Source organism: Streptomyces sp. BE303, assembly GCF_036290945.1.
In the GTDB taxonomy this organism is placed as follows: Bacteria; Actinomycetota; Actinomycetes; order Streptomycetales; family Streptomycetaceae; genus Kitasatospora.
Genome location: NZ_JAQYWZ010000880.1, coordinates 1 through 26518, shown reverse-complemented (window position 1 = coordinate 26518; position 26518 = coordinate 1). Strand labels below are relative to the sequence as shown.

The 26518-nt window shown below is 74.2% G+C and carries 23 protein-coding genes and 1 rRNA gene; 6 read left to right on the top strand and 18 right to left on the bottom strand.

Features of this window, described 5'->3' with window-relative positions:
- The first annotated feature begins 19 nt into the window (after positions 1-19).
- On the top strand, positions 20-637 hold the full coding sequence (locus tag PUR56_RS31420; RefSeq protein WP_329951460.1) for a superoxide dismutase family protein: 618 nt from the start codon (positions 20-22) through the stop codon (positions 635-637).
- A 27-nt stretch (positions 638-664) separates the two neighbouring features.
- Here PUR56_RS31420 and argF read toward each other — a convergent pair whose 3' ends face one another.
- The 3 genes from argF to PUR56_RS31405 all read right to left on the bottom strand — a co-directional run bounded on the left by argF (position 665) and on the right by PUR56_RS31405 (position 5907).
- Complete coding sequence (gene argF / locus PUR56_RS31415; RefSeq protein WP_329951459.1) at positions 665-1666, bottom strand: ornithine carbamoyltransferase; 1002 nt, start codon at positions 1664-1666, stop codon at positions 665-667.
- A 105-nt stretch (positions 1667-1771) separates the two neighbouring features.
- Positions 1772-4549, bottom strand: a complete 2778-nt coding sequence (locus tag PUR56_RS31410) for a polynucleotide kinase-phosphatase (protein WP_329951458.1) — start codon at positions 4547-4549, stop codon at positions 1772-1774.
- The gene (locus PUR56_RS31405) at positions 4546-5907 is read right to left on the bottom strand and encodes a 3' terminal RNA ribose 2'-O-methyltransferase Hen1 (RefSeq protein WP_329951457.1); all 1362 of its coding nucleotides are present in this window, start codon (positions 5905-5907) and stop codon (positions 4546-4548) included. The genes PUR56_RS31410 and PUR56_RS31405 overlap by 4 nt, the downstream gene beginning before the upstream one ends.
- A 135-nt stretch (positions 5908-6042) precedes the next feature.
- Here PUR56_RS31405 and dapD point away from each other — a divergent pair, with 135 nt between their 5' ends.
- Complete coding sequence (gene dapD, locus PUR56_RS31400) at positions 6043-7032, top strand: 2,3,4,5-tetrahydropyridine-2,6-dicarboxylate N-succinyltransferase (protein WP_380361316.1); 990 nt, start codon at positions 6043-6045, stop codon at positions 7030-7032.
- A 339-nt stretch (positions 7033-7371) separates the two neighbouring features.
- Here dapD and PUR56_RS31395 read toward each other — a convergent pair whose 3' ends face one another.
- The 6 genes from PUR56_RS31395 to PUR56_RS31370 all read right to left on the bottom strand — a co-directional run bounded on the left by PUR56_RS31395 (position 7372) and on the right by PUR56_RS31370 (position 13545).
- The gene (locus PUR56_RS31395; RefSeq protein WP_329951455.1) at positions 7372-8418 is read right to left on the bottom strand and encodes a DUF6099 family protein; all 1047 of its coding nucleotides are present in this window, start codon (positions 8416-8418) and stop codon (positions 7372-7374) included.
- A gap of 89 nt (positions 8419-8507) precedes the next feature.
- The gene (locus PUR56_RS31390; protein ID WP_380361314.1) at positions 8508-8906 is read right to left on the bottom strand and encodes a nucleotide pyrophosphohydrolase; all 399 of its coding nucleotides are present in this window, start codon (positions 8904-8906) and stop codon (positions 8508-8510) included.
- A complete protein-coding gene (locus tag PUR56_RS31385; RefSeq protein WP_329951454.1) occupies positions 8903-10345 on the bottom strand; it encodes an AAA family ATPase in 1443 nt (480 codons plus the stop codon). The genes PUR56_RS31390 and PUR56_RS31385 overlap by 4 nt, the downstream gene beginning before the upstream one ends.
- Before the next feature lie 198 nt (positions 10346-10543).
- On the bottom strand, positions 10544-11374 hold the full coding sequence (locus tag PUR56_RS31380) for a putative RNA methyltransferase (protein ID WP_329951648.1): 831 nt from the start codon (positions 11372-11374) through the stop codon (positions 10544-10546).
- A gap of 51 nt (positions 11375-11425) precedes the next feature.
- Positions 11426-12490 (bottom strand): ATP-grasp domain-containing protein, encoded by a 1065-nt coding sequence (locus PUR56_RS31375; RefSeq protein WP_329951453.1) that lies wholly within the window; start codon positions 12488-12490, stop codon positions 11426-11428.
- A complete protein-coding gene (locus PUR56_RS31370) occupies positions 12487-13545 on the bottom strand; it encodes an ATP-grasp domain-containing protein (RefSeq protein ID WP_329951452.1) in 1059 nt (352 codons plus the stop codon). Before PUR56_RS31370 ends, PUR56_RS31375 begins: the two co-directional genes overlap by 4 nt.
- A 273-nt stretch (positions 13546-13818) precedes the next feature.
- Between PUR56_RS31370 and PUR56_RS31365 the strand changes: the two genes are divergently transcribed.
- Positions 13819-14766 carry a GNAT family N-acetyltransferase gene (locus tag PUR56_RS31365; protein WP_443034599.1) on the top strand — a complete coding sequence of 316 codons (948 nt, stop codon included), beginning with the start codon at positions 13819-13821 and terminating at the stop codon, positions 14764-14766.
- Positions 14767-14769: 3 nt separating this feature from the next.
- On the opposite strand, the gene PUR56_RS31360 is transcribed toward PUR56_RS31365, so the two are convergent.
- Positions 14770-15192 carry a fic family toxin-antitoxin system, toxin component gene (locus PUR56_RS31360; RefSeq protein ID WP_329879923.1) on the bottom strand — a complete coding sequence of 141 codons (423 nt, stop codon included), beginning with the start codon at positions 15190-15192 and terminating at the stop codon, positions 14770-14772.
- Complete coding sequence (locus PUR56_RS31355) at positions 15189-15422, bottom strand: toxin-antitoxin system HicB family antitoxin (protein ID WP_329879922.1); 234 nt, start codon at positions 15420-15422, stop codon at positions 15189-15191. The genes PUR56_RS31360 and PUR56_RS31355 overlap by 4 nt, the downstream gene beginning before the upstream one ends.
- Before the next feature lie 178 nt (positions 15423-15600).
- Between PUR56_RS31355 and PUR56_RS31350 the strand changes: the two genes are divergently transcribed.
- Entirely contained in the window at positions 15601-15798 is a 198-nt protein-coding gene (locus tag PUR56_RS31350; RefSeq protein WP_329879921.1) for a hypothetical protein, read from the top strand.
- 144 nt (positions 15799-15942) lie between these two features.
- Here PUR56_RS31350 and PUR56_RS31345 read toward each other — a convergent pair whose 3' ends face one another.
- Both PUR56_RS31345 and PUR56_RS31340 read right to left on the bottom strand, forming a co-directional pair.
- Positions 15943-17304: a class I SAM-dependent RNA methyltransferase gene (locus PUR56_RS31345; RefSeq protein WP_329951647.1), complete on the bottom strand. Its 1362-nt coding sequence runs from the start codon at positions 17302-17304 to the stop codon at positions 15943-15945.
- A gap of 344 nt (positions 17305-17648) precedes the next feature.
- Positions 17649-19730, bottom strand: coding sequence for an APC family permease (locus tag PUR56_RS31340; RefSeq protein ID WP_329951450.1), 2082 nt, complete (start codon positions 19728-19730; stop codon positions 17649-17651).
- A 230-nt stretch (positions 19731-19960) separates the two neighbouring features.
- Here PUR56_RS31340 and PUR56_RS31335 point away from each other — a divergent pair, with 230 nt between their 5' ends.
- Entirely contained in the window at positions 19961-20629 is a 669-nt protein-coding gene (locus PUR56_RS31335; protein ID WP_329879918.1) for a potassium channel family protein, read from the top strand.
- Positions 20629-21300 (top strand): potassium channel family protein, encoded by a 672-nt coding sequence (locus PUR56_RS31330; RefSeq protein ID WP_329879916.1) that lies wholly within the window; start codon positions 20629-20631, stop codon positions 21298-21300. Before PUR56_RS31335 ends, PUR56_RS31330 begins: the two co-directional genes overlap by 1 nt.
- 85 nt (positions 21301-21385) lie before the next feature.
- Here the strand turns inward: PUR56_RS31330 and PUR56_RS31325 are convergent, their stop codons facing one another.
- The 5 genes from PUR56_RS31325 to rrf form a co-directional block, all read right to left on the bottom strand.
- Positions 21386-22180 (bottom strand): DUF3159 domain-containing protein, encoded by a 795-nt coding sequence (locus PUR56_RS31325; RefSeq protein ID WP_329951449.1) that lies wholly within the window; start codon positions 22178-22180, stop codon positions 21386-21388.
- Between the two features lie 2 nt (positions 22181-22182).
- A complete protein-coding gene (locus PUR56_RS31320) occupies positions 22183-22590 on the bottom strand; it encodes an OB-fold nucleic acid binding domain-containing protein (protein WP_329879913.1) in 408 nt (135 codons plus the stop codon).
- 176 nt (positions 22591-22766) lie between these two features.
- Positions 22767-23447, bottom strand: coding sequence for a response regulator (locus tag PUR56_RS31315; RefSeq protein ID WP_329879912.1), 681 nt, complete (start codon positions 23445-23447; stop codon positions 22767-22769).
- A 57-nt stretch (positions 23448-23504) separates the two neighbouring features.
- The gene (locus tag PUR56_RS31310) at positions 23505-26162 is read right to left on the bottom strand and encodes a sensor histidine kinase KdpD (RefSeq protein WP_329951448.1); all 2658 of its coding nucleotides are present in this window, start codon (positions 26160-26162) and stop codon (positions 23505-23507) included.
- Positions 26163-26435: 273 nt separating this feature from the next.
- Positions 26436-26518, bottom strand: a 5S ribosomal RNA gene (rrf, locus tag PUR56_RS31305); the annotation flags it as partial.

Sequence of the window (26518 nt, the reverse complement as noted above, 5' to 3'; positions counted from 1 at the left end):
AGCCCGAGAAGGTCCGCCGATGTCCGCTCCGCTCGCCGCCGCCCTGCTCCCGCTCGCCCTGCTGGCACCCGCCGCCGTGCCGGTCTCGACCACCGACGCCGCCTTCGACCCCGCCACCGCCTTCGTCCCGCCGACCGCGATCAGCCACGCGCCGGACCTCGTTCCGTACGGCTCGCACGTACGGGTGGTGGTCGACCGCTCGGCGCCCGGCCGGACGGTACTGACCATGAGCGTGACCGGGGTCGCCGCCGACCGCGAGTTCCCGGTCCACCTGCACACCGGTCCGTGCGGGGCCGACCCGGCCGCGTCCGGCCCGCACTACCAGGACACGGTGGACCCGGTCCGCCCGTCGACCGACCCCGCCTACGCCAACGACCGCAACGAGCTGCGGCTCACCCTGCGCACCGACGGGCACGGCGACGGCACCGCCGCGACGGTGGTGGCCTGGCAGCCCCGGGCCGGGGAGGCCCGCTCGCTGGTCCTGCACGCGGGCGGCCCGACCGACCCGACCGGCGCGCGCGGCCGGCACGGCGCGCAGGATGCGGCCGGTGCGCACGGTTCGGCCGGTGCGCACGCTCAGCGCGGTCAGCACGGCGCCAACGACCGGGTCGCCTGCGTGAAGCTGGAGGGGCTCTAGCCGCTCACCGGCCGGGCCCGTCCGCCGTCAGGACCCGAGGGTCGCGACCAGGACGGCCTTGATCGTGTGCAGGCGGTTCTCCGCCTGGTCGAAGACGACGGAGTGCTCCGACTCGAACAGCTCGTCGGTGCACTCCAGCTCCGCCATCCCCGTCTCCTCGAACAGCTGCCGGCCGACCACCGTGCCGAGGTCGTGGAAGGCGGGCAGGCAGTGCAGGAACTTCACCGCCGGATTGCCCGTGGCCCGCACGGTGCCCATCGACACCTGGTACGGCTTGAGCAGCGCGACGCGCTCGGCCCAGACCTCCTTGGGCTCCCCCATCGAGACCCAGACGTCGGTGTAGAGGAAGTCGGCGCCGGCCACGCCCTCGGCCACGTCCTCGGTGAGGGTGATCCGGGCGCCGGTGCCCTCGGCGAGCGTCCGGGCTGCCTTCTGCACGTCCTCGGCCGGCCAGAGCGAGCGCGGCGCGACGATCCGGACGTCCATGCCGAGCAGCGCGCCGGTGACCAGCAGCGAGTTGCCCATGTTGGAGCGGGCGTCACCGAGGTAGGCGAGCGTCACCCCGGTGAGCGGCTTGGTGGTGTGCTCGGTGATGGTCAGCACGTCGGCGAGCAGCTGGGTGGGGTGCCACTCGTTGGTCAGGCCGTTCCAGACCGGCACCCCGGCGTGGGCGGCGAGCTCCTCGACGATCTCCTGGCCGTGCCCGCGGTACTCGATGCCGTCGAACATCCGGCCGAGCACCCGGGCGGTGTCCTTGATCGACTCCTTGTGGCCGATCTGGGACCCGGCCGGGTCCAGGTACGTGGTGGTGGCGCCCTGGTCGTGGGCGGCGACCTCGAAGGCACAACGGGTCCGGGTGGAGGTCTTCTCGAAGATCAGCGCGATGTTCCGGCCCCGCAGCCTGGGCCGCTCGGTACCCGCGTACTTCGCCGCCTTGAGCTGAGCGGCGAGGTCCACCAGGAAGCGGAACTCCTGGGGCGTGAAATCGAGCTCCTTGAGGAAGTGCCGGTTCCGGAGGTTGAACGCCATGCCAGGCTCCTGGGGTGACGGGTCGGGCGGAAAGCAGCAAGTCTATACGATGCTCGGAATTTCTATGCAAGAGCCTGCGACCGGTCCACCGGAACCGGTCGACGCCTACAGCCGGGGGTCCACCGGCTCGGCCTCCAACGCCAGAACGGCGAAGACCGGCTCGTGCACCCGCCAGAGCGGCTCGCCGCCGGCCAGCCGGTCCAGTGCCTCCAGACCGAGCGCGTACTCGCGCAGCGCCAGCGAGCGCTTCGGCCCGAGCGCGCCGCCACGCGGACGCTCCCGGTGCCCCCGCTGCCCCCGCTGCTCCGGGTGGTCCGGGTGGTCCGGGCTCTCCGGACCGTGGACCAGCCGCAGGTACTCCCGGCCGCGGACCTTCACCGCCGGCTGCACCAGCCCGCCCGGACGGCCCTCCCCCGCCGCGCCCCGCATCGGCGACACGGGCGGCTTGACCACCATGCCCGGCGCACCGCCCGCCCCGGTCAGCTCCTCCCACCACGCCACGGCCGCGGCCGTCGACGCCTCGTCCCCGGTGTCCACCGCCAGCCGGGCGGTCGGGTACAGGACGGGACCGCCCATCCGGTCGACCGGTGCTCCGGGCCCGGCCGCGCCGCCGGCCACGGGGCCTGCGGCACGGTCCGCCGCGACCAGCCGGTCGATCCGGGCCAGCTGCTCCTCCCGCGGGCGGAGCGCCAGGTTCGCCCCCTCCCCGGCCAGCACCTGGAACGGCGCCAGCCGGACACCCGACTGCCCCTCCCCGGGACGCGCGAACCGGCGGTACGCGTCGGTGAACGCCCGGACGTCCGCCGCACGGCGCCGCTGGCGGCCCGCCTGCGCCGCGACCTCCAACCCGCGGTCGGCAGCCCGCTCCAGCGCGGCGAGAACCGACGGGAGCGCGGCGCCCGCCACCGCGCCGAGCGCCGCGTACCCGCGGTGCGGCGAGGGCCCGTCGGCCGTCACCGGCCACGCCGCCAGGGTCGCGTCCAGCAGCAGCCAGCCGGTGTCCAGCTCCTCGAAGAGCCCGGCCCGCTCGGCCGCCGCCCGCAACCGGAGCAGCAGGGCGGCACACTCCTCGTCGCCCAGCAGCGCCCCGCCCGTCCGTGACCAGACCGCCCCCGGGCCCGCCGGGCCGAAGCGCCGGGCCAGCGCCGCGTCGTCCCGGGACACCAGCACCACCGCGCGCGAGCCCGGATGCCACTCCTCGCACAGGACGTGCCGGACCCCGTCCGCGCGGTACGCGGCGAAGACCTCGTCCGGGTGCTCCCGGTACCCGGGCCGGTGCGAGGCGGGGCCCGGCGGCACCGCCGGCGGCAGGTGGACCAGCAGCCGTGGGTCGACCGCCGAGCGGCTCATCGTCTCCAGTGCCGCCGCCGCGCTCTCCGCCCGGACGGCGACCGGGCCGTGCAGCGCCGTCTCCACCACCCGGCGGCCCGCCACGTCGGCCAGGTCCAGCGGACGGCCCTCGCGCCCGCCCGGCGCGTCGCTGAGCAGCGGGCGGACCGGCGCGTACCACTGCCGCTCCGCCTCGACGGTGACCAGTTCGCGCTCCGGGTAGCGCAGCGCGGTCAGCCCACCGCCGAAGACGCAGCCGGTGTCCAGGCAGACGGTGTTGTGCAGGAAGCTCGCCACCGGAAGCGGCGTGTGCCCGTAGACCACCAGCGCCCGCCCCCGGTACTCCTCCGCCCAGGGGTGGCGCACCGGCAGGCCGTACTCGTCGGTCTCGCCGGTGGTCTCCCCGTACAGCGCGTGCGAGCGGACCCGGCCGGACGAGCGGCCGTGGTAGCGCTCCGGCAGGCCCGCGTGGCAGACCACCAGGTCGCCGCCGTCCAGCAGGTAGTGGTCGGCCAGGCCGCGGATGAACTCCCGGGCCTCGGACCGGAAGCCCTCCGGCTCGGACTCCAGCTGTTCGAGGGACTCCCGCAGGCCGTAGGAGAGGGTCACCCGCTCGCCGTCCAGCGCCCGGGCGAGCTTCTGCTCGTGGTTGCCCGACACGCAGAGCGCGTGACCGGCCGCCACCATGCCCATCACCAGGCGCAGCACGCCCGGCGTGTCCGGGCCGCGGTCGACCAGGTCTCCGACGAAGACCGCCGTCCGGCCGGCCGGTGGGACGGCGTCGACCGGCCGGCCCGCCTCGTCCCGGACGATCCGGTAGCCGAGGCGGGGCAGCAACGACTCCAGCTCGGCGCGGCAGCCGTGGACGTCGCCGACCAGGTCGAACGGGCCGGTCAGATGGCGCAGGTCGACGCGCCGCTTCTCCCGTACCACCTCGGCGGCGGCCACCTCGTCCGCGCCGTGCAGCACGTGCACCCGGCGGAAGCCCTCCTTCTGCAGACCGGCCAGGGACGCGCGCAGCTCGCGGTGCTGGCGCGGGATCACGGACGCGGGCAGGTCGCGGTCCTGCCGGAGACGGGTGCGCTCGGCGCAGACGCCCGGCGGCACGTCCAGCACGATCGCCGCCGGCCTCGCGTCGTGCTCGTGGGCGATCGCGATCAGCCGCTTCCGGGCCGCGGCCTGGACGTTGGTGGCGTCCACCACGGTCAGCCGGCCGGCGGCGAGGCGCTTGCCGACGATGTAGTACAGGACGTCGAAGGCGTCGGCGGAGGCGGACTGGTCGTTCTCGTCGTCGGCCACCAACGCGCGGCAGGTGTCGGAGGAGACCACCTCGGTCGGGCGGAAGTGGCGTCGGGCGAACGTGGACTTGCCCGCGCCGCTGGTGCCGACCAGCACGACGAGGGAGCCCTCGGTCACCGTCACCGTCACGGCCGGCGGCGCCTCGGCGTCGGCGGCGACCGCGACCTCTGCCGCTGCTGTCGCCGCCGCCGGGAGGCTGCTCGGCCCGGGGGTCCCGGGAGCGGGGGCGCCGGGGTTCGTTTCGTCGCCGGTCATCGGGACTCGCCTCCTCCGAGGGTGGGGGTACCGCGTCTGAAGAGGGCCGGCCCGGCCGGGGCGGCCATGGTGACGGTGTAGCCGTGCTCGGCCGCCACCCGTTCCGCCCAGGTGCCGAACCCGGGATCACCGGCCTGCGACGTGACGACGACCGCCGCCGGGCGCACCGTCCCGAACACCGCGTGCTCCAGGGCCGGACGCCGGTCCGGGTCCGCCCGCCCGACCACGTCGGCGTCGAGCACCGCCGCGTCGAAACCCTTCAGCCTGGCGTCCGCGTACATCAGCGCGCCCTGCACCAACCCGACCCGGACCGTCCGCCGGGTGGCCGCCCACTCCGGCGCCGGCTCCGTCGTGCGCTCCAGACCGAGGCGGTGTGCGGCGGTGGACAGCGCACGCAGCGAGACGTCCACCCCCAGCAGTTCGGTGAACCGGGCGTCCGTCAGCAGTGCCTCGATCAACTCGCCCCGGCCGCAGCCGAGGTGCACCACCCGGGCGGCACCGACCTCGCGCAGCGCGGCCAGGACCGCCGCCCGGCCCGCCTCGACGGCGGCCGTGCGGCCGTCGCCGTCAGCACCCTCGACCGGGCTGTCCGGTTCACCGTCGCCGTACCCGGCGCCGTCGGTCCCGGGCGGCCCGTGGTGGTCCAGGCGACGGGCGATCAGTTCACGTTCGGGGTGCCGGGCCAGCCAGTCCGCGTCGGCGGAGAACAGATTGCCGACCCCCTCCGGCGCGACCCACTGGTCCGTGACGCCCTCCAGCGCCGGCAGCAGTACGGCCAGCTGTCGGAGCGCGTCGGCCGGTCGGGCCGACGCCGCTTCCAGTCCGAGCCGGACGTACGGCGACTCCCCCCACTCGGGGAACTCCTCGTCCAGCGGGATCGCCGCCGCCTCGACCCGCCAGCCCAGCGGCTCGAACAGTCGCCGCACCAGCGCCACACGGCCGCCCTCGCCCGCACCGCCCCCGAGGCCGCGCTCACCGTCGACGCGGACGGCGGGCAGCTCGATGCGCAGCGGGAGAGCGCGATCGGCAGGGTCGGCGGCCGTGATCACCGCCCGGAAGACGGTGCGCAGCGCCGCCGCGAACCGTGACGACACGACGTAGGGGCGATCGTCGCCGGCCCGGACGCGCGCGAGGTCCGACGCGCCGGACGGCCCGCCGCCCCGCCCCTTGCGGGACGGTGCCGGATCCGCCTCCACCAGCAGGACGGCCGTGCAGCGTTCGTCGCCGACCTCCGGGAAGAAGACGTGCGCCTCGCCGTACGCGGTCGCGGCCCGCTGGACCGCGTCCGGCGGCCGGTTCAACAGGCGCGCCAGGTCGGTGGCCGGGCTCCCGGCGGTGCCGGTGGCTGAAATCGACATGAACACCTGTCCGAGTATCGCCCAGCTCCGAGCCCTCGGACAGCCGGTTTTCGTCCGGATGCGGCGGCCCCCCGGCCCTGTCCGGACGGTGAGCGTGTTCGGCACCGGGGGCCCGCATTCGTTAACGTGCACGATGTGACTGCAGAATCCACCACCCCCGTGAGCGGCGCCGTTGCCGCCGGTCTGGCCACCATCGCCGCCGACGGCACCATCCTCGACACCTGGTACCCGGCCCCCGTGCTGGCTGCCGACCCCGGCCCCGCCGGGACCGTCCTCCTGACCACCGAACAGGCCGAGGCCGAGCTGGGCGCCGGCGCCGCCGAGGCGCTGCGGGCCGACGCCCGCCGCGGCGTCGACGTGGTCGCCGTGCGCACCACCATCGCCTCGCTGGACGAGAAGCCGATCGACGCGCACGACGCCTACCTGCGCCTGCACCTGCTCAGCCACCGCCTGGTGAAGCCCCACGGCCAGAACCTCGACGGCATCTTCGGTCTGCTCGCCAACGTGGCGTGGACCAGCATCGGCGCGGTGCCGGTGGAGAAGGTCGAGCAGGCCCGGCTGGCCGTGCGCGCCCAGGGCGGGCAGCTCGCCGTCTACGGGATCGACAAGTTCCCGCGGATGACCGACTTCGTCGCCCCGTCCGGTGTGCGCATCGCCCACGCGGACCGCGTCCGGCTCGGTGCGCACCTGGCCGTCGGCACCACCGTGATGCACGAGGGCTTCGTCAACTTCAACGCCGGCACGCTGGGCACCTCCATGGTCGAGGGCCGGATCAGCGCCGGTGTCGTGGTCGGCGACCACAGCGACATCGGCGGCGGCTCCTCGATCATGGGCACCCTGTCGGGCGGTGGCAAGCAGGTCGTCTCGGTCGGCGAGCGCTGCCTGCTCGGTGCCAACGCGGGCATCGGCATCTCCCTCGGCAACGACTGCGTCGTCGAGGCCGGCCTCTACGTCACCGCCGGCACCCGGGTGACCACCCCGGACGGCACCGTGGCCAAGGCCGTCGAGCTGTCCGGCCAGGACAACCTCCTCTTCCGCCGCAACTCCCAGTCCGGTGCGGTCGAGGTCATCGCCCGCTCCGGCTCGTGGGGCGGCCTCAACGCCGACCTGCACGCCCACAACTGACACCTGTCTCCTTCGAGGGTGTGGTCTCTTCCCCCTTTCCCGCCGTGCCGTCCGCCTCGTGAACGCGGGCGGCACGGCGGGGAGGGTGTCCGAGGGCCCCGGCGCCGCCGCTGCGACGCCGGGGCTCTTCCCGTCCCGGGCGGCGAGCGATCACGTGCGGCGGGCGATCACGTGCGGCGGGCTGCGTCTGACCGAGGAGGCCGCGCGGCGGCAAGCCGAGGTCACCCGGGAGGCTGACGGCCGGCGCCGGTCGGACCGCATCGGGTGGTCGTCGGTGACTCCGGTTCGGGGAGTTCGTTGGTTGCAGCGGCGGGGCGCGTCAGGCCGCCGCCGACGGCTTCACGCCGCACCACCGATCCGAAGAGGTCCCCTCATGCCCGACTTCCGGTCCGAGGCGTCCGCCGCCCCGCAGCACTCCGCCGGCGACGGGTCGGCCGCGCCCGCCACCCCGAGGAGCCTGCTGGAGCAGATGCAGGAACTACTCGCCTCGGTCACCGCGGACCTCGCCGAACTGCAGTCCTCGGGCATCCGTACCCCCGCCCCGGGCGGTGCCGGCCCGACCGGCACCGGCGACAACCGGGCCGCCGGCCCTCGTACCGACGACGCCGGCGACCCGACCGCCACCCGCTGACCGGGCAGCCCGGCCGCCCCGCCCCTCGGCACCGCCACCTTCGCCGCCGCGCCCGGCGGGTCGAGCCGGACCACCAGCAGCGGCCCCCTCCGCCCGGCCGGCGGTGCGAGCAGCACCGGCACGTCCTTCTCCTCCGGACACACCTCCTCGGCCCGAGCCTCCTCGGTACGGTCCGCCCCCACGCGGATCTCCTGCTTGTGGTTCTCCGGTGTGCTTCCGTCCTCGCCGGGCGGGCCGTCCTCCTCCGTCGCCCTCCCGACGGCCTGCAGCAGTCGGCCGACGAGATCGGTGCACTCCGCCCCGGCGTCGACCCCGTCGATGCACGTCCAGTAGAGGCTCTCGGTGTCGGCCCCGCAGGCCAGCACCACCAGCGTCTCGCCGACGTCCCGCAGCAACCCGCCGAGTTCGCCGAGGGCCGGTTCGAGGTCACCGAGGTCGGTGAGCCGCCCCGCCCTGCCGCCGACGCCGAACGCCGTCACCGCCGACGCGTCACCTCCCGACTGGTCCAGACAGCCCGCCGCGTGGGCTGCCGACTCGACCAACTGTTGCCCCAGCCCGGCGAGTTCACCTTCGTCCGACTCGGCCAGCCGGGCACCCACCGCCTCGGTGAGCAGCGCCGCCTGTCGCGCCTCGGCGAGCACGTCCGGCACGTTCCTGGTCTCCGCCAGGGCGTGCCGGGCCGTCTTGATCAGTCGCAGCGCCTCCATGTCCGACCACCCTTCCCTCGCCCGTACGGCGCCCTGCCGCACGGTCACGGCGACAGCGTGCGGCCCGAGAAGGAGGGTCCGCACCGGACGGCCGGAAAGCTGTGGACAACCCGGGGGCTGTGGACAACTTTTGTCCCTCACACGGGCGATGATCCGCTCTCGGGGTTGACGTCACCGCCTTCGGAGGGGGCTCCGGGCACCGGGAAGCGCAGCTCGTTCCGCTCGATCTTGGCCGCCAGCGCCGTCAGCGGATCGACCCCGACGGCGGTGCAGAACTGGAGCAGGTAGGCGAGCACGTCCGCCACCTCGTCCCGCACCCGGTGCGCGCGGTCCGGGTCGGCCATCACCGCCGACGCCTGCTCGGGCGTGAGCCACTGGAAGATCTCCAGCAGCTCGCCGGCCTCCACGGTCAGCGCCGACGCCAGGTTCTTGGGCGTGTGGAAGGGCTCCCAGCGGCGTGCCGCGGCGAACTCCGTCAATCGCTGCCGCAGCCCCTCCAGGGTCGGGGCCGCGGACTCCGTCTCTCGTTCGTTCACCCGTCCAGGTCTACCGCACCGGCGTCCGCCACCTCCCCGGCGGCCACCCCGGACCGGCCGGTCCCCGGGGAAGCGGCCCCCGACACGGCCGCCCCGGGGAAGGCCGTCGCGTGGGCCGACCCGGCGCACCGCGCCGCCTGCGCCGGCACCCGGGCCGTCTCGGCACGCAGCACGGTGTGCCCGGAGTCGGGGTCCCGTCGGCACTCCACCAGCGCGGCCCCGGGCGGCAGGTCGCCGGGCCCGCCGAGCGCCTCGCGGGCGGCGGCCGGTTCCTGGAGGGTGGTGAGCACGCGCAGCTGGTTGCGTCCGGACATGTCGCGGGCGAGCCGCAGCAGCGAGGCGGTCTGGTCGGTGCCGAGCCCGGCGCCGAGGTCCTCGGCGAGCACGGTGAGCTGCCGGTGCGCCCACGGCACCTCGGCGGCCACGTCGAGGTCGAGCACCCCGGCGCCGGTGAGCAGCACGGCCGAGAAGGCGAGGTGGCGGAGCATGCCGTCGGAGGCCTGGTCGGCGCCGGTGCGGCCGAGGACGCCTTCGTCGAAGACGGCGAGCACCCGCCGGTCGGCGCCGCTGCCGCGGTGCGCGAGGTCGAGGCCGAGCAGCGGGTGCGGCGCGGCGTCCTGCACCACGCGCAGCAACTGCCCGTAGCGGCGCCCGCATTCGTTGCTGAGCCGGGCGATGACGGCAGAGACGTTGGCGGCGTTGCCGAGCAGCCGGGCGCGCGGGTCGGGGCGGGCCCAGCCGCGCATCAGGGCGGGCACGGGGTGGACGGGGAAGACCTCACGGAGCGCGGTGAGGAGCTGTTCGGCGGCGGCCAGCACCTTCCGCTCACCGGGCGAGGAGCCGGCGACGCGCAGCGGGATCTGCGCGGTGATCAGGGTGCCGCTCGGGAAGGGCGCGCGGATGTCGCCCTGCCGGGTGTCGTTGTGCCAGCTGACGTTGATCCGCCGGTTGCGGAGGTCCTGTTCGCCGGTCTCGACGAGGGTCCGGCCGTCCAGGGTGAGCTGTTCCCGGGCGATCCGGACGGGCCCGTCGGTGCGGACGACGATCTCCAGGCCGACGGGCCCGTCGGCGGACCGGACGGTGCAGCCGAGGATGACGGCGTTGCGGCCGTGCGGGACGCAGCCGTCCAGACCACCACGGACGGGGGTGGCCAGGGGGCCGGCGGCGCCGGGGACCCCGTCGAGGGAGTCGGTGATCTCCTCCCCGAGGGCGAGCCGGGAGAGCACGGCGAGGGCGTCGAGCGCGTTGGACTTGCCGACCCCGGCGGGCCCGTGCAGCACGGTGAGGGGCGCGAGGGGCAGCACCGCGCGCCGGTAGGACTTGAACGAGGTGAGCCGGACCTCCTCGACGGTCGGGCGCCGGGCGGCCGGTGGGCCGGGTTCCGAGGTGCGCTGCTGTGGGTGGGCCGGCACGGCGGTCCGGGTGGCGTCGCGGTTCACCCGTCGGACGTTAGCCTCCGGTCGAGCGGCAGAAACGTGCCTGCCCGGCAGATTCATCCCATCGGGGTCGAACCGCGGGACCCGGGCACCCGCGGCACCGGCGGATCCGCCACCCGGGCATCGTCCGCCGCCGCACGGACGGCCACTCGGGCACCGTCCGCCGGCACCCGGACAGCCGCACGGGCCCCGACCGGGGCCTCAGCGCCGGTAGGCGGCGACGGTGACGGAAGCGGTCACCTCGACGGGGTCGGGCAGCTCCGCGAGCCGTGCCGCCAGCACCTCCGGGTCGGTGTGCCAGGCGCTCGGACCCATGCCCACCACGGTTCGCACGTCCTCGGCCGAGAGCCGCAGCGCGCACTCGACCTCCCGCCGCCCGGCGGGCGTCAGGTGGGGACCGAGCTTCTCGTCGATCCGCCGCTGCTTGTCCTCGTCGACCGAGAGCAGACCGAGGGCGGTGACGAGCTCCCGCAGGTGGCGCGGGGTGGGTGAGACCAGCAGCAGGGTGCCGCCGGGGCGCAGCACCCGGCGGATCTCGGGGCCGTTGCGCGGCGCGAAGACGTTGAGCACGAGCCCGGCGGAGGCGTCCAGGAGCGGCAGCGGCCGCCAGGCGTCACAGACCACGGCGCCGATCCGGGGGTGGGCCCGCGCGGCGCGGCGCAGCGCGTACTTGGAGATGTCGAGGGCCGCACCGGGCCGTCCGGGGAGGGCGTCGAGGACGTGGGCGAGGTAGTGGCCGGTGCCTGCCCCGAGGTCGGCGACGAGCCCTTCGGGATCCGCCGCGACCGCCGACTCGGCGAGGGCGTCGGCGATCGGCCGGTAGTGGCCGGCGGCGAGGAAGTCGCTGCGGGCGGCGACCATCCCGGCGGTGTCGCCGGTACCGGTGTGGGCGTCACCGGCGAGCAGGCTGACGTAGCCCTGCTTGGCGAGGTCGTGGCTGTGCCCGCCGGGGCAGCGCAGGGTGCGCCCGTCGAGGGTGAGCGCCTGCGCGCAGTGCGGGCAGGCCAGGTAGGGCTCGATGTCCTGCAGCAACGGTCCGTCTTCTCTCGCCATCCGGTCGCGTCGTCCGGCCGGAGGGCCAGCCTAACGACCGGCGCCGCCCGGGCCCGCATCCGCCGGACCGGCCGTCCGGCGGCCCACCGGCGAGGAGCTGTCCGCCCACGGGCCGGCACGAAGGCCGCCACGGGAGTCCGGCCGGGAGTCGGCACCGGACTCGGCACCGGACTCGGCACCGGACTCGGCCCGGGTGTCGGACGCCCGCGGGTCGACGGCCCCCGGCCCGGTTCCGGCCGGTCGCTGCGCCGGGACGGATCGCGGGCCCGCGCCGCCGACCCGCAGCGCGAGCGCGGCCAGCGCCTCGGGGGCGCCGGCCTGGCCCCGGATGCCGGGGAAGGCGTTGACGTCGACCACGACCGGTTCGGCGGGTCCGTCCAGCAGGTCGACGCCGTACACGTCGAGGCCGAAGACCTCGCCGACCCGGAGCGCGAGCCGGGCGCGGTCGGCGGGCAGCTCCGCAGGGCCGAACGCCCCTCCGGGGTGGTGGAGTTCACTGACGCCCGGGTCGGTGAGCTCGGAGCGCCGGCGGGCACAGAACACCTGCCCGGCGACGACCCAGAGCTTCTGGTCCCACCCGGTGCTCGCCAGATAGGGCTGGACGACGACGGTTTCGCCGGGCCACTCCCCGGCGAGGGCGCGCAGCCGGGCCGCGTCGTCCACCCGGGCCACGAGGTCGTGGCGGCGGCTGTGACGACTCTTGACGACGAACGGGAAGCCGGGGGCCGGGTGGTCGGGCTGCGCCACCAGATCGGCCAGATCGGCGACGGTGCGGGTGGCGGCGAAGGGCAGCCCGGCCCGGACCGCGAGGTCGGCCATGGCGGTGCGGTCCTGGCAGAGCTCGGTGGCCGCAGCCGAGTTGACGACGGGTGCGCCGCGCTCCTCCAGGTGCCGGGCGAGCGCCAGGGCCCGCGGCGTGTGGGCCTTGAGCAGGTAGACGTCGGCGAGTTCGCCGGGGCCGATCCGCTCGGACGGCTCGCCGGGGCCGGTGGTCGGGTCGAGGTCCTCGACCAGGTGGCCCCGGGCGGTCAGCAGCGCCGCGGTGGCGGCGAGCACGGGGTGGTCCGGGTTCGAGGCGAGCAGGCCGATCCTCATATCGCGCCGCCGGCTCCCCCGGCGCCGACGCCCGCCCCCACGGCCCCGCCGCCCTGCGCGGGCAGCCGGACCGGTTCCGGCCCGTTCCCGACCGGCACCCCGGGCTCGGCCGCCGGCGGCCCGCCGCCCGGGCCGGGCGCCCCCACGCCCGACACGCCCAGGCGCATGGTCGCCAGATCCGCCGCCGCGAGGCCGGGCACGCCCAGGCCCGCCGCTCCCAGCGCGGCCGGGGCGGTGACCGCCGTGCCGGTCCGGGCGAGCCGCAGCACCGCCCGCGCGACCCGCGCGACCGCGTCGGGCACCTGCCGGAAGCTGGGGAAGTCATTGACGTCGACGACCACCGGCCCGTCCGGCCCGAGCAGCACGTCGACGCCGTAGAGGTCGAGCCCGAACACCTCCCCGACCTGCCCCGCGATCCGCGCGACCTCGGGGGCGAGCGGCACCTGCCGCTCCCGCACCCCCTGGTCGGGGTTGAGCGGGGAGCGCCGCTCGGTGGCGTACAGCTCGCCGTCGACGCAGTAGACCTTGAGGTCCGTGCCGGAGTTGGGAACGTACGGCTGCGCGATCAGCAGGCCCTCGCCGGCCAGCAGGGGGCCGAGTTCGACGAGGTGTCCGGGGTCCCGGACGAGCCGCACCGCCCGCCCGGAGCTGCCGTCGGCCGGCTTGACGACCAACGGGTACTCGGCGGCCGGGATCTCGGCGAGCCGCTCCCAGCGGGCGGCGGCGTAGGTGACGGGGACGGGCAGCCCCCGGGTGCGGGCGATCACCGAGGCGAGCGCCTTGTCCCGGACGCCGCGGATGGAGCGGGCGTCGTTGACGGTCGTGAGGCCGACGGCGGCGGCCGCCTCCAGCAGGGTGAGGCCGGGGCCGCCGGAGACGGTCTTGAGCACCCAGGCGTCGTGGCTGCCGGCCCGGACCGCCTCGGAGACGGCCATCAACGAGTCACCGGGGCGCAGCACGTCCACCCGGTGCCCCCACGCGGTGAGTTGGCGCACGACGTCGAGCGGCATGCCGTCGTACCGGTAGTGCTCCTCCACCAGAAAGCAGAGCTTCATGAGCCTGTCCATCCCCCTCGCTTCACCCAGCGCGGACGTCCGCCGTTCCCGTCCGGCAGAGCTGTAAAGGCCCCAGGATGCCACGCGGCCCGTACGCAAGATCGCCCGGCCTGTAAGCGTTCGGCAACAATCGCGCCGAAATGCCCGGGCAGGGCCGCACCCGGCTGCCCCCGGACCTTGCCGCCCCCGGCCCGTCCGCATGCGCACCGGCCGCCGGCGGGAGCTTCGCCGCCCCGGCAAATACCGTGGCGGGAACCCGGCGGTCCTGCTTGGATGCACGGCGTGACTTCTGCCGATCATGCCCCCGCCACCCACGCCGCCCACGCCCCCGGCGCCCTCCTCGACGAGATCGAGCGCTACTACGACGCGGTCCCGCGCGCCGCCGCCCGCGTCGAGGACTTCGGACCGCTCAGCCTCTTCGTCCGCGAGGGCGAGGGCTGGCCGTACTACGCCCGTCCCGCGCTGGGCCACGACGGCCCGGCCGCCACCGCCGGGGACGTCCGCCGGGTGCTCGACCGTCAGCGCGAGCTGGGGCTGCCGGAGGCCTTCGAGTGGGTGGCCGAGCACGATCCGCTGCTGCGCGCGGCGGTCGAGGAGGCGGGGCTGGTGGTGCACGAGCACCCGCTGCTGGTCCTCGGCCCGGAGGACGAGCCGAATTCGGACGGCGGACCGGCCGACGGCGTGACCGTCCGGGTGCTGGCCGCCGGCGACCCGGCGCTGGCGGCTGCGGTGGCCGTCCCGCATCTGGCGTTCGGCGAGCCGGGTACCGGCGTGGGGAACGCCGGGCCGGAGGAACTGACCGCGCTGGCCATGGAGTTGGCGTCCAACGGCACGGTGGAGCGGACCGCCGGGCAGATCTCCTCGGGGCGCACCGTGGTCGCCGCCGCCGTGCAGGACGGGGCGGCGCTCTGCGCGGGCCAGCACAACCCGGTGGGCCCGGTCACCGAGGTGGCCGGCGTCGGAACCCTTCCGACGGCACGCCGGCGCGGCCTCGGTCTCGCGGTCACCGCGGCGCTGGTCGCGCACGCGCGGGCCAACGGGGTGCGGACGGTGTTCCTGTCCGCCGCCGACGAGAACGTCGCCCGGATCTACCGCCGGGCGGGCTTCCGCCCCTTCGCCACCGCGCTGATCGCCGAGCCCGCCGAGCCCGGCGCACCCGCCGCCGAAGCCACCGGAGCCGCCGAAGCCGCCTCCGACACAGCCGGGCCCTCCCCCGCGTGATCCTCAGTCCGAGTCCTCGTCCTCCTCACCGCTGACACCCTCGCCCTCGGCCTCGTCCACCACCCACGCGGCCAGCCGGTCCGCCACCCCGGAGACGCCCAGCCGCCCCTCGCGGATGGCCCGGGCGAGGCTGCGCACCTCGCGGGCGGTGGTCGCCACCGTGCAGCCGCTGGCCACCAGGTAGGCGTAGGCGACGGCGGTGGCGAACAGTTCGTTGGTCTTCTCCAGGGACGGCACCCGGATCAGTTGGTGCATCAGGGCGGCCGCCCGGTCCTGCGGCTCGGGGTAGACGGCGATGTCGAAGATCTCGGCCTGATGCCGGGAGACCGCCGCGAGCAGCGATCCGTAGTCGGTGACCTGCGGGTCACCGGGTGTGTACTGCTCGGCGGTCATGAGCAGCCACGAGAGGTCGACCTCCAGGTTCAACGACGCACGTCCTGGAGGTCGGCCCCGCCGAACTCGGCCAGGAAGGCCGTCTCGTACTCCTTCATGAACTGCGCGGCCGCGTCGACGAACACCCGCCCGGCCTCGCCCATGTCCTGCTGGACGAGGCGTTCGATGTACTGGTTCATGCTGATCCCCTGCTGCTCCGCCCGTTCCCGGGCCATCTCCGCGGTGGTGGCGTCCACCCGGACGTTCAGCTGTTTCTTACCCATGAATCCCAAGCTAGCGCCGAAGTGCTAGCACAACAAGGGCGCGCGCACGCACCCCGCACGCGGGCGGCGACGCGCGGGCGCCCACGGAGAGTGAGACTTGAAGAGTTCTTCACCTTCGGAGAACCTGAAGTGCCCTGAGCATTCCCTGGAGCGGCACCGACCGGTGTGGAGGCCGGCAATGACAGCCATGTTCGACCAGGAGCTGCGCGAGCAGCTCACCCAGGCCCGCAAGGAACTCGCGGCCGCCCGCGCCGAAGGGGACGCCGACGGCGTCCAGGCGTACGAAGGCCGGATCGCCGGGCTGATCCGGCTCGCCGCCCAGCACGGCATCACGCTCCCGCACGGTGTCGACGAAGAGGAGCAGAACCTGCGCTGACCCCGCCGCGCGCCCGACAGCACGGGCTCCCCGACCGACGACGGAGGCGGTACCCGGGAACCCGGGTACCGCCTCCGTCACATCCGCTCCGTCCGACCGGCCCCGCGGGGCGGCTGTCCGTCCCCGCCCGGCACCGGCGGACCGCTACTCGCCGCCGACCGGCTCCAGGATCGCCACGCACTCGAAGTGGTGCGTCATCGGGAACAGGTCGAAGGCCCGCAGCGAGACCGGCCGGTAGCCGCCCTCCCGGAAGAACGCCAGGTCCCGGGCGAGCGCCGCCGGGTCGCAGGCCACGTACGCGATCCGGCGGGCGCCGAGCCCGGCCAGGTGCGCGACGGTCTCCCGCCCGGCACCCGCGCGCGGCGGGTCGAGCACGATCAGGTCGGTGGCGGTGATGCCGGTGCGCGGCAGGAGCTTCTCCACCCGGTCGCACTCGATCCGGACGTTCTCCAGCGCCGCCAGGTTGTGCCTGGCGTCGGCCACCGCCTGCTTGGAGGACTCGATGCCGAGCACCGCGCCCTCCTCGCCGACCCGGTCGGCCAGCGCGCCCGCGAACAGGCCCACGCCGCAGTACAGGTCGAGCGCGTTCTCGCCCCACTGCGGGTCCAGGCCGTCCAGCACCGCGTCGACCAGGGTCTCCGGGGCCTCCGGGTGGATCTGCCAGAAGCCGCCGTCGCTGACCCGCCAGGTCCGCCCGGCCGCGCGCTCGCGGACGAAGTTGCGGCCGTGCACGCGGTGGGGGTCGCCCTGCTCGTCGATCCGGGTGATCGAGACCGGCTGGTCCAGCTCGACCAGCGGCAGCTGGGCGCCCGGCGCCGGGGTGAGGACCACCTGGCGGTCGGAGGAGCCGGACGCGGCGATCGCCTCGACCGAGACGATGCCCGGCCAGTCCCGGGCCTCGATGCCCAGCTCGGTGACGCCCGCGGCGGCGATCAGGCAGCGGTCGACCGGCTGGATGTCGTGCGAGCGGTGCTTGCGCAGCCCGACCTTGCCGGTGGCCGGGTCCACGGCGTACTGCACCCGGGTCCGCCAGGCGGGCACCTCGCCGGGCGGCAGCTTCCCGCCGACCGGTTCGACGCTGCCGTCCCAGCCGGCCTCGACCGGGGTCAGGCCGGCGAGCTTGGCCAGCTGCTCGGTGAGCACCTGCACCTTGAGCTTGCGCTGCCCGCCGGGGGACACGTGCTGCCAGTCGCAGCCGCCGCACTTGCCGGGCCCGGAGAAGGGACACGGCGGGGCGATGCGCTCCTTGGCGGGCTCCAGCACCTCGACCGCGTCGGCGCGCAGGAACCGGGACTTGGTGGTCCCGTCGGTGACCTGGACGATCACCCTCTCACCCGGCAGCGTGTGCCGGACGAACAGCACCCGGCCCTCGTGCCGGGCCACGCAGTGCCCGCCGCCGTGCGCCACCGGGCCGACCTCGACCTCGTAGCGCTCGCCGACGAGCGGGTCGCCGCCGGGGCCCCGGGGCGCAGCCTCGGCCCGCGGGGCGCGGGTCGTGGACCGCAGCGCGCGCGGCGGTCGCACCGCCTGCTTGCGCGGGCGGGCACCGTCCTTCGGCTGATCCGCACGCGCCTCCCGGCGGTCGGACCGCTGCGGCCGGTCGGAGCGCTCGGAACGCTGCGGGCGCTCGGACTGCTCCGGACGCTCCGGGGCACGCTCCTCCGGCGCGAGCGGCGCCGTCTGCGCGGTGAAGCCCTCGCGGTCGGTGGCCGCAGGCCGGAACGGCTTGCCCCAGCGCGGCCGGGCGACCTGGCCGGGCTTGCCGGCGCCACCCTTGCGGGAGCCCTTGCCGGAGGCACCGGAACGGGAACCACCGGACGAGCCGGACGAACGGGGCGGGGTATTGCGGGTCACTGGGAGGAGTCCTTGCTGCTGTCAGCGGGGGCGGCGGTCGTGCCTTCGGGCTTTGCGGAGACCTCCGACTTTACGGCCTTCGGCGCCCGGGGCTCACCACGACGGACGGCACCCGGCGCCGACCAGGCCTTCTGCGGCTTGCGCCGTTCGGACGACTCCAACTGCCACGGTACCGAGGTCACCATCACTCCCGGCTTGAACAGCAGCCGCCCCTTGAGCCGCAGCGCGCTCTGGTTGTGCAGCAGGTGCTCGTACCAGTGGCCGACCACGTACTCGGGGATGTAGACCGACACCACGTCGCGCGGGCTGCTGCGGCGAAGGTTCTTCACGTAGTCCAGCACCGGGCCGGTGATCTCCCGGAACGGCGAGTCCAGCACCTTGAGCGGCACCTCGATGCCCCGCTCGTCCCACTCGGCGCGCAGCGCCGCGGTGTCCGCCGGGTCGACGTTGACGGTCACCGCCTCCAGCGTGTGCGCGCGGGCCAGCCGCGCGTAGGCCAGGGCCCGCAGCGCCGGCTTGTGCAGCTTGGAGACCAGGACGATGGCGTGCACCCGGGTGGGCAGCACCACGTCGTCCGGTTCCTCGGCCGCGACCAGCTCCGCGGAGACCCGGTCGTAGTGCCGGCGGATCGCCTTCATCACCACGAACAGGACGACCATCGCGGCGATCGCGATCCAGGCGTGGCTGATCTTGGTCGCGAGCACGACGATCAGCACCGCCATGGTCATCACCAGACCGAAGCTGTTGATCGCCCGGCTGCGCTGCATGTGCCGCCGCTTGGCCGGGTCGGTCTCGGTGCGCAGCAGCCTGGTCCAGTGCCGGATCATGCCGGACTGGCTCATGTTGAAGGAGACGAAGACGCCGACGATGTACAGCTGGATCAGCCGGGTCGGGTCCGCGTCGAAGGCGATGATGAACAGGATCGCGGCCAGCGCCAGCAGGATGATGCCGTTGGAGAAGGCCAGCCGGTCACCGCGGGTGTGCAGCTGGCGCGGCAGGTACCGGTCCTGGGCGAGGATCGAGCCGAGCACCGGGAAGCCGTTGAACGCGGTGTTGGCGGCCAGCACCAGGATCAGGCCGGTGACGGCCGCGACGAAGTAGAAGCCGGGCGTGAAGTTCGAGAAGACGGCCTCGCTGATCTGGGCCAGCGCGGTCTTCTGGTGGTAGTCGGCGGGGGCGCCGCCCAGCTGGTGCTCGGGCTCCTCGGCCATCTGGACGCCGGTGAGCCGGGCCAGCCAGATGATGCCCATGAACATCACCACGGCGATGCTCGCCATCATCAGCAGGGTGGTCGCGGCGTTCTTGCTCTTCGGCTTGCGGAACGCCGGCACGCCGTTGGAGATCGCCTCGACACCGGTGAGCGCGGCACAGCCCGAGGAGAACGCCTTGAGCAGCAGGAACACCATCGCGAAACCGGCCAGCGACTCGTTCCCGGGGGTCGCCTCCAGCTGGAAGCCGGCGCTCTCGGCGGGGATGTCCTGCCCCAGGCCGAAGTGCCGGACCACGCCGTACACCACCATGCCGAGGACGCCCACCATGAAGGCGTACGTCGGGACGGCGAAGGCCGAGCCGGACTCCCGCACCCCGCGCAGGTTCATGCCCATCAGCACGATCACCAGGACGACGGACAGGGTCAGCTCGTGGCCGCGCAGCGCGGGCACCGCCGAGACCACGTTGGCGACACCCGAGGTGGTGGAGACCGCCACCGTCAGGATGTAGTCGACCATCAGCGCGCTCGCGACCACCAGGCCCGAGTTCGGGCCGTGGTTCACGGTGGCGACCTCGTAGTCACCGCCACCGCTCGGGTACGCGTGCACGTTCTGCCGGTACGAGGCCACCACGGCGAGCATCACGATGGCGACGACGACGCCGATCTGCCACGAGAAGTGGATGGCCGAGACACCCGCCAGGGACAGGGTCAGCAGGATCTCCTCGGGCGCGTACGCGACCGAGGAGAGCGCGTCCGAGGCGAAGACGGGCAGCGCGATGCGCTTGGGGAGCAGCGTCTCCCCGAGCTTGTCGCTGCGCAGCGCACGCCCGATCAGGATGCGTTTCGGTAGGTCAGTCGGCATAGGCACGTTAAGGAATCGTAGGGGTAGTCGGCCGTCGGGTCAGACGGACATCCCCCCCTTCGTCGCGACTGTGTTCGGTGGACCGGCTAGCGTGTCGGATACGAGCAGGCGGGCAACACTCAGGTTGTCGTACCGAGCCACACGAGGACGCCCACCCCGGAGACCGGGGCGGGGAAACGGAGAACAGCGGTGTTTGCGCAGGTCAAGGCCCAAACGGGACGGGTGAGGTAGCGCCGGTGCACATCGTCATCATGGGCTGCGGCCGGGTGGGCTCCGCGCTCGCCCGAGCGTTGGAGAAACAGGGCCACTCGGTGGCCGTGGTGGACCAGGACCCGACGGCGTTCCGCCGCCTGGGCGCCGGGTTCAACGGTCGCCGGGTCACCGGCGTCGGCTTCGACCAGGACACCCTGCGGGAAGCCGGCATCGAGGAGGCGGGCGCCTTCGCCGCCGTCTCCAGCGGTGACAACTCCAACATCATCGCGGCCCGGGTCGCCCGGGAGAACTTCGGCGTGGAGAACGTCGCGGCCCGCATCTACGACCCGCGGCGCGCCGAGGTCTACCAGCGCCTGGGCATCCCGACCGTCGCCACCGTCCGCTGGACGGCCGACCAGATGCTGCGCCGGCTGCTGCCGAGCGGCGCCGAGCCGCTCTGGCAGGACCCGAGCGGCGCCGTCCAGCTCGCCGAGGTCGCCTACGCCCCGGACTGGGTCGGCCACCGGATGAGCGAACTCGAAGAGGCCTCCGGCACCCGGGTGTCGTTCGTCACCCGGCTCGGCGAGGGCATCCTGCCCGCGCCCCACATGGTGGTGCAGGAAGGCGACCTGGTGCACGTGATGCTGCGCCGGGCCGACCTGACCGCGGTCGAGGCCGCGTTCGCGCAGGGCCCGGAGAAGGAGGGTCACTGATGCGAGTCGCCATTGCCGGAGCCGGTGCCGTCGGCCGCTCGATCGCGGGCGAGCTGCTGGAGAACGGCCACGAGGTCCTGCTGATCGACAAGAACCCGAACTCCATCTCCGTGGAGCGGGTGCCCATGGCGGAGTGGCTGCTGGCCGACGCCTGCGAGATCACCTCCCTGGACGAGGCCGCCCTGCAGCGCTGCCACGTGGTGATCGCCGCGACCGGTGACGACAAGGTCAACCTGGTCGTGTCGCTGCTCGCGAAGACCGAGTACGGGGTGCCCCGGGTGGTCGCCCGGGTGAACAACCCCAAGAACGAATGGCTCTTCAACGAGTCCTGGGGCGTGGACGTCGCCGTCTCCACCCCGCGCCTGATGTCCGCCCTGGTCGAGGAGGCCGTGAGCGTCGGCGACCTGGTCCGGCTGATGCGCTTCAGCCAGGGCAACGCCAACCTCGTCGAGCTGACCCTCGCCGCCGACACCGAGCTGGTCGGCACCCGCGTCGGCGACGTGCCGTGGCCGCCGGACACCGCGCTGGTGACGATCATCCGCGAGGGCCGGGTCCTGGTGCCGCGCAAGGACGACACCCTGGAGGGCGGCGACGAGCTGCTCTTCGTCGCGGCCCAGGAGCGGGAGGAGGAGCTGGAGAACCTGCTCTCCGCCTCCTCCGGCGCCCAGTAGCACCCGCGCACGAACGTCGAGGGACCCGTACTCGGTGAGTACGGGTCCCTCGACGTTCGTGCGGTGTCCTGGCAGCCGCCGCGCGCTACTGCCCCGGCGACGACGGCTCGTGCGGCCGGGCGTCGTGCGCCCGGGCGACCGGGTCAGCCGGCGCGGCCGGCTCCTCGTCGTCCAGTTGCGCCTTGATGGGCGGCGGCGCCTTCAGCAGGATCTGCCAGGTCACGTACATCGCCAGCAGCAGGGGCGGGATGCCCAGGGCGACCTTGAGCCAGCCCAGCAGGTTGACGTTGTGCGTGAAGTACAGCGGGAAGAGGATCAACGGCTTGATGCCCATGATCACCACCCACGCCCAGGTGGCCTTGACGTAGGCGGCCAGCCGGCCCGGGTTCTCCTTGCGCCAGGTGAACATCTCGCCGGTGACGGGGCCCAGCATCAGGCCGATCAGCGGCCAGCGGACCAGCGCCGAGATCGCCAGGCCCACGCAGTAGCCGACGTTCCAGAGCAGGCCGGGCAGGTAGAAGTTCTCCGCCTTGCCGGTCTTCATCGAGATCCAGGCGCCGATGGCGACCCCGAACACCCCGCTGAAGGCGTGCTGGACGGTCTCCCGCTTGGCCAGCCGGACCACCACGAAGAGCCCGCTCAGGGCGAGCGCGGCCCAGGCGGCCGACGGGACCTTGTGGGTGATGTTGTACGTGATGATGAAGACCAGGCCGGGCAGGGTCATGTCGACCATGCCCCGGACCCCGCCGAACGCCTTCATCACGGTGTCGGCGGCCTCCCGGGAGGCCGCCGCCTGGCGGGCCGCCTCGTCGTCGCCGTCCGGCGCGATCTTGGCCAGGCCGAGCTGGGCGGCGGGCTCGCCGCCGGGCTGGTTGCTCACGCTCATTCGCTCCCGTGTCCGACCGGACGCAGCTCGTAGCGGGGGTTGAAGAGCACCCGGCGCCCGCGCGCGTGACTGATCCGACCGCTGGCGACGAGCCGGCGACCGGGTTCGATACCCGTGATGGAGCGGCGCCCGAGCCAGACCACGTCCAGTGCCTCGGTGCCGTCGAAGAGCTCCGCCTCCAGGGCGGGCACACCGGCCCGCGGGCGGAGCGTCACGGTACGCAGGGTGCCGGCCACGGTGACCAGTTGGCGGTCCCCGCAGCTGGCGATCGGAGTGCAGCCCGACTCCGCGGCGCTCTCCTGGCGCAACTCCTCGGCCTCCAGCTCCTCCGCGGAGGAGGTCAGCCGACTGAGCATGCGGCGGAAGCGCCCCTGTGGCTGGCCGCTGCTGTTGTCACCACTCATGCCGGAAGGGTACCGGTTTCCGTGCCCTCGGCGGCAGGTCGCGCAAGCCGCCGGAGCCGGCCCGGGGCCCGCCCGGGCCTGCCCGGGGGCTGCCCTGACGGCCGGGAGGGCCCGCCGGGCCCCGGCTCCCGGTCCGGACCCGGCTCGGGACCGGGCTCGGGCCACGACCTCACCGGTCAGCTCTCGAAGCGGTAGCCCATGCCCGGCTCGGTGATGAAGTGGCGCGGGTGCGAGGGATCACGCTCCAGCTTCCGCCGCAGCTGGGCGAGGTAGACCCGCAGGTAGTTGGTCTCGGTGCGGTAGGCGGGTCCCCAGACCTCCTGGAGCAGCTGGGTCTGGCTGACCAGCCGGCCGGCATGGCGGACCAGCACCTCCAGCAGATGCCACTCGGTCGGGGTGAGGCGGACGTCTGCGCCGTCCCGGTTCACCTTCTTCGCCGCGAGGTCGACGGTGAAGCTGTCGGTGACCACCAGGGAGTCGTCCTCCCCGGCGACCGGCTCGGCCCGGCGGACGGCCGCGCGCATCCGGGCGAGGAGCTCGTCCATGCCGAAGGGCTTGGTGACGTAGTCGTCGGCGCCCGCGTCCAGGGCCTCGACCTTCTCGTCGGAGGCGTGCCGGGCGGAGAGCACGATGATCGGCACACGGGTCCAGCCCCGCAGCCCCCTGATCACCTCGACGCCGTCCATGTCGGGCAGGCCGAGGTCGAGGACGACGACGTCGGGGTGACGGGCGGCGGCCAGTTCCAGGGCGCTCGCGCCGTCATGTGCCGCGTCGACCTCGTACTTGCGGGCCTTGAGGTTGATCACCAGCGCGCGGACGATCTGCGGTTCGTCGTCCACGACGAGGACCCGGGTCATGCGGGCTCCGCCTTTCGGGGCAGTCGGATCGGAAGTGGTCATGTGTGGCAGGAGTGATCACGCGGGGGCCGGGTTGACGGCCGGCTCGGCCGGTCCGTCCGACCCGGGCGGCTCGTCCGACGCGGAGGGCCGGGGCGGCACGGGCGGTTCGGCGAGTTCGGACGGCACGGACGGTTCGGACAGGCGGTCGACGGCGGGCAGCGTGACGACCATGGTCAGTCCGCCCCCCGGGGTGTCCTCGGCGGTCACGGTGCCGTCCATCGCCTCGACGAAGCCCCGCGCCACGGCCAGCCCGAGGCCCACTCCGGCGCCGCGCGGCGCGTCCCCGTACCGCTGGAACGGTGCGAAGATCCGCTCCTTGGCGTCCTCCGGCACCCCCGGTCCCCGGTCGACGATCCGCAGCTCGACCCGGCCCCGGCCGCCTGCAGGGTGCAGCGCATCGGCCTTGACCAGCACCTTCGTCCCGGCCGGGCTGTACTTGACGGCGTTCTCGATCAGGTTGGCGAGCGAGCGCTCCAGCAGCCCCCCGTCGGCCCGGATCATCGGCAGGGTCTCCGGGACGTCCAGTCGGACGGCCCCCGGCGGCACGCCGCCGAGCGCGAACGGCACCACCTCGTCCAGGTCGGTGTCCTGGATCAGCGGGGTGACCGTTCCGGTCTGCAGCCGGCTCATGTCGAGCAGGTTGTTGATCAGATGGTCGAGCCGGTCGGCCCCGGCCTCGATACCGGCCAGCAGCTCGGCCTCGTCCTCCTCGTCCCACTCGACGTCCGCCGAGCGGAGGGAGCTGACCGAGGCCTTGATGCCGGCGAGCGGCGTACGGAGGTCGTGCGAGACGGCGGCCAGCAGTGCGGTCCGGATCCGGTTCCCCTCGGCCTCACGACGGGCGGCGGCGGCCTCGCCGGCCAGTCGGCGACGCTCCAGGACCACGGCGGCCTGGGCGGCGAACGCGCCGAGCAGTCGCCGGTCCTCGGCAGGCAGGACCCGGCCGCACAGGGCCAGCGCCAGCGTGTCGCCGACCGGCACGTCCACGTCGGCGGACTCCGGCCGCTCCGGCGGGTGGGGGCCGGCCGTCGCCAGAGGCTGCCACGGTCCGACCGGGTCCACCCGTTCCAGGAACGCCGCCGACTCCTGCTGGAAGGTCTCCCGGACCTGCTCCAGCAACGCGGTCAGCACCCCGTCCCCGCTCGGCGCGCCGCGCAGGACCGTGCCGGCCAGTGCCCCGAGCGTCTGTGCCTCGGTCTGGCTGCGGGCCGCCTGATGGGTGCGCCGGGCCGCCAGGTCGACCACCGAGGCCACCGCGATGCCGACGGCGGTGAATATCGCCACCGCCATGATGTTCTGCGGCTCGGAGATGGTGAAGGTGTGGATCGGCGGTGCGAAGTAGTAGTTGAGCGCCGAGGAGCCGACCAGCGCCGAGGCGATCGCCGGGTACAACCCGCCCACCAGCGCCGCGCAGACCGTCAGCGACAGGAAGAGCAGCATGTCGGTGGAGAGGCCCGGACCCTCGACGTTCGTCAGCACCAGCGCCAGCAGCGGCGGCCCGGCCACACCGATCAGCCAGCCCGCGACCGCGCGGGTCCTGCCCAGGTCCGTGACCCTGCGGATCGGGATCCGCCCGCGGCCCTTCGCGGCCTGCTCGTGCGTGACGATGTGGACGTCGATGTCCCCCGCGGCGCGGGTCACCGTGGTCCCCACGCCCGGACCGTAGAGGTACTGCCAGGCCGGCCGGCGGCTGGTGCCGAGCACGATCTGGGTGGCGTTCACCCCGCGTGCGAAGTCGAGCAGCCCGGCGGCGGGGTCGTCGCCGAGCACCGCGTGGTACGAGCCGCCGAGGCTCTCCACCAGTGCCCGCTGTTCGATCAGCGCCTGAGACGACCCCGAGCCCGAGCCGGCCAGGCCGTCCGAGCGGGAGAGGTGGACGGCCAGCAGCTCCCCGCCCGAACCGCGGGCGGCGATCCGGGCCGCCCGGCGGATCAGGGTCGCCCCCTCCGGTCCGCCGGTCAGGCCGACCACGATTCGCTCGCGGGCCTGCCAGGTGCCCTCGATGCCCTGCTCGGCCCGGTACTTCTGGAGGTACTCGTCCACCCGGTCGGCCGTCCACAACAGCGCCAGCTCGCGCAGCGCGGTCAGATTGCCGGGCCGGAAGTAGTTGGCCAGCGAGGCGTCGATCTTCTCCGGCGCGTACACGTTGCCGTGTGCGAGGCGGCGGCGCAGGGCCTGCGGCGACATGTCGACCAGCTCGATCTGGTCGGCCCGGCGGACCACCTCGTCCGGCAGGGTCTCGCGCTGCCGCACCCCGGTGATGCCCTCGACGACGTCGCCGAGCGATTCCAGGTGCTGGATGTTGACGGTCGAGACGACGTCGATGCCGGCCGCGAGCAGTTCCTCGACGTCCTGCCAGCGCTTCGCGTTGCGGCAGCCCGGCACGTTGGTGTGCGCGAGCTCGTCCACCAGCGCCACCTGCGGCCGGCGTGCCAGGACCGCGTCCAGGTCCATCTCCGTGAACGCGGCCCCGCGGTGCGCGAGGTCCCGCCGGGGCACCACCTCGAGGCCGACGGCCTGCCGTGCCGTGTGCTGCCGCCCGTGGTCCTCGACGAACGCCACCACGACGTCCGTCCCACGCTCGGACCGCCGATGCGCCTCGGCGAGCATGGCGTACGTCTTGCCGACCCCGGGCGCCGCCCCGAGGTAGATCCGTAGCCTGCCGCGTCCCATGTGCACCATTCTTGATCCGGCCCGGCCCGGGGACCACCCCGGACACCTGTTCCCCTCACCTTCGAGACTACGGCGCGAGCTGCGGATTTCCGCTGATCGAGTCCCTGCGCGGGCAGTTTTAGCGGCTTTTTGACGGTCCCGGAGCCGTCCGGGGGCCCCGGGCCGGAGGCCCGGAGGAGCGGTCCGGTTACGCCGGCCCGGAAGTCCCCGGAATTCCCCGGAAACGCAAAGAACCCCCGTCCGTATCCCGGACGGGGGTTCTCCACAATGATTGTTCGGCGGCGTCCTACTCTCCCACAGGGTCCCCCCTGCAGTACCATCGGCGCTGTGAGGCTTAGCTTCCGGGTTCGGAATGT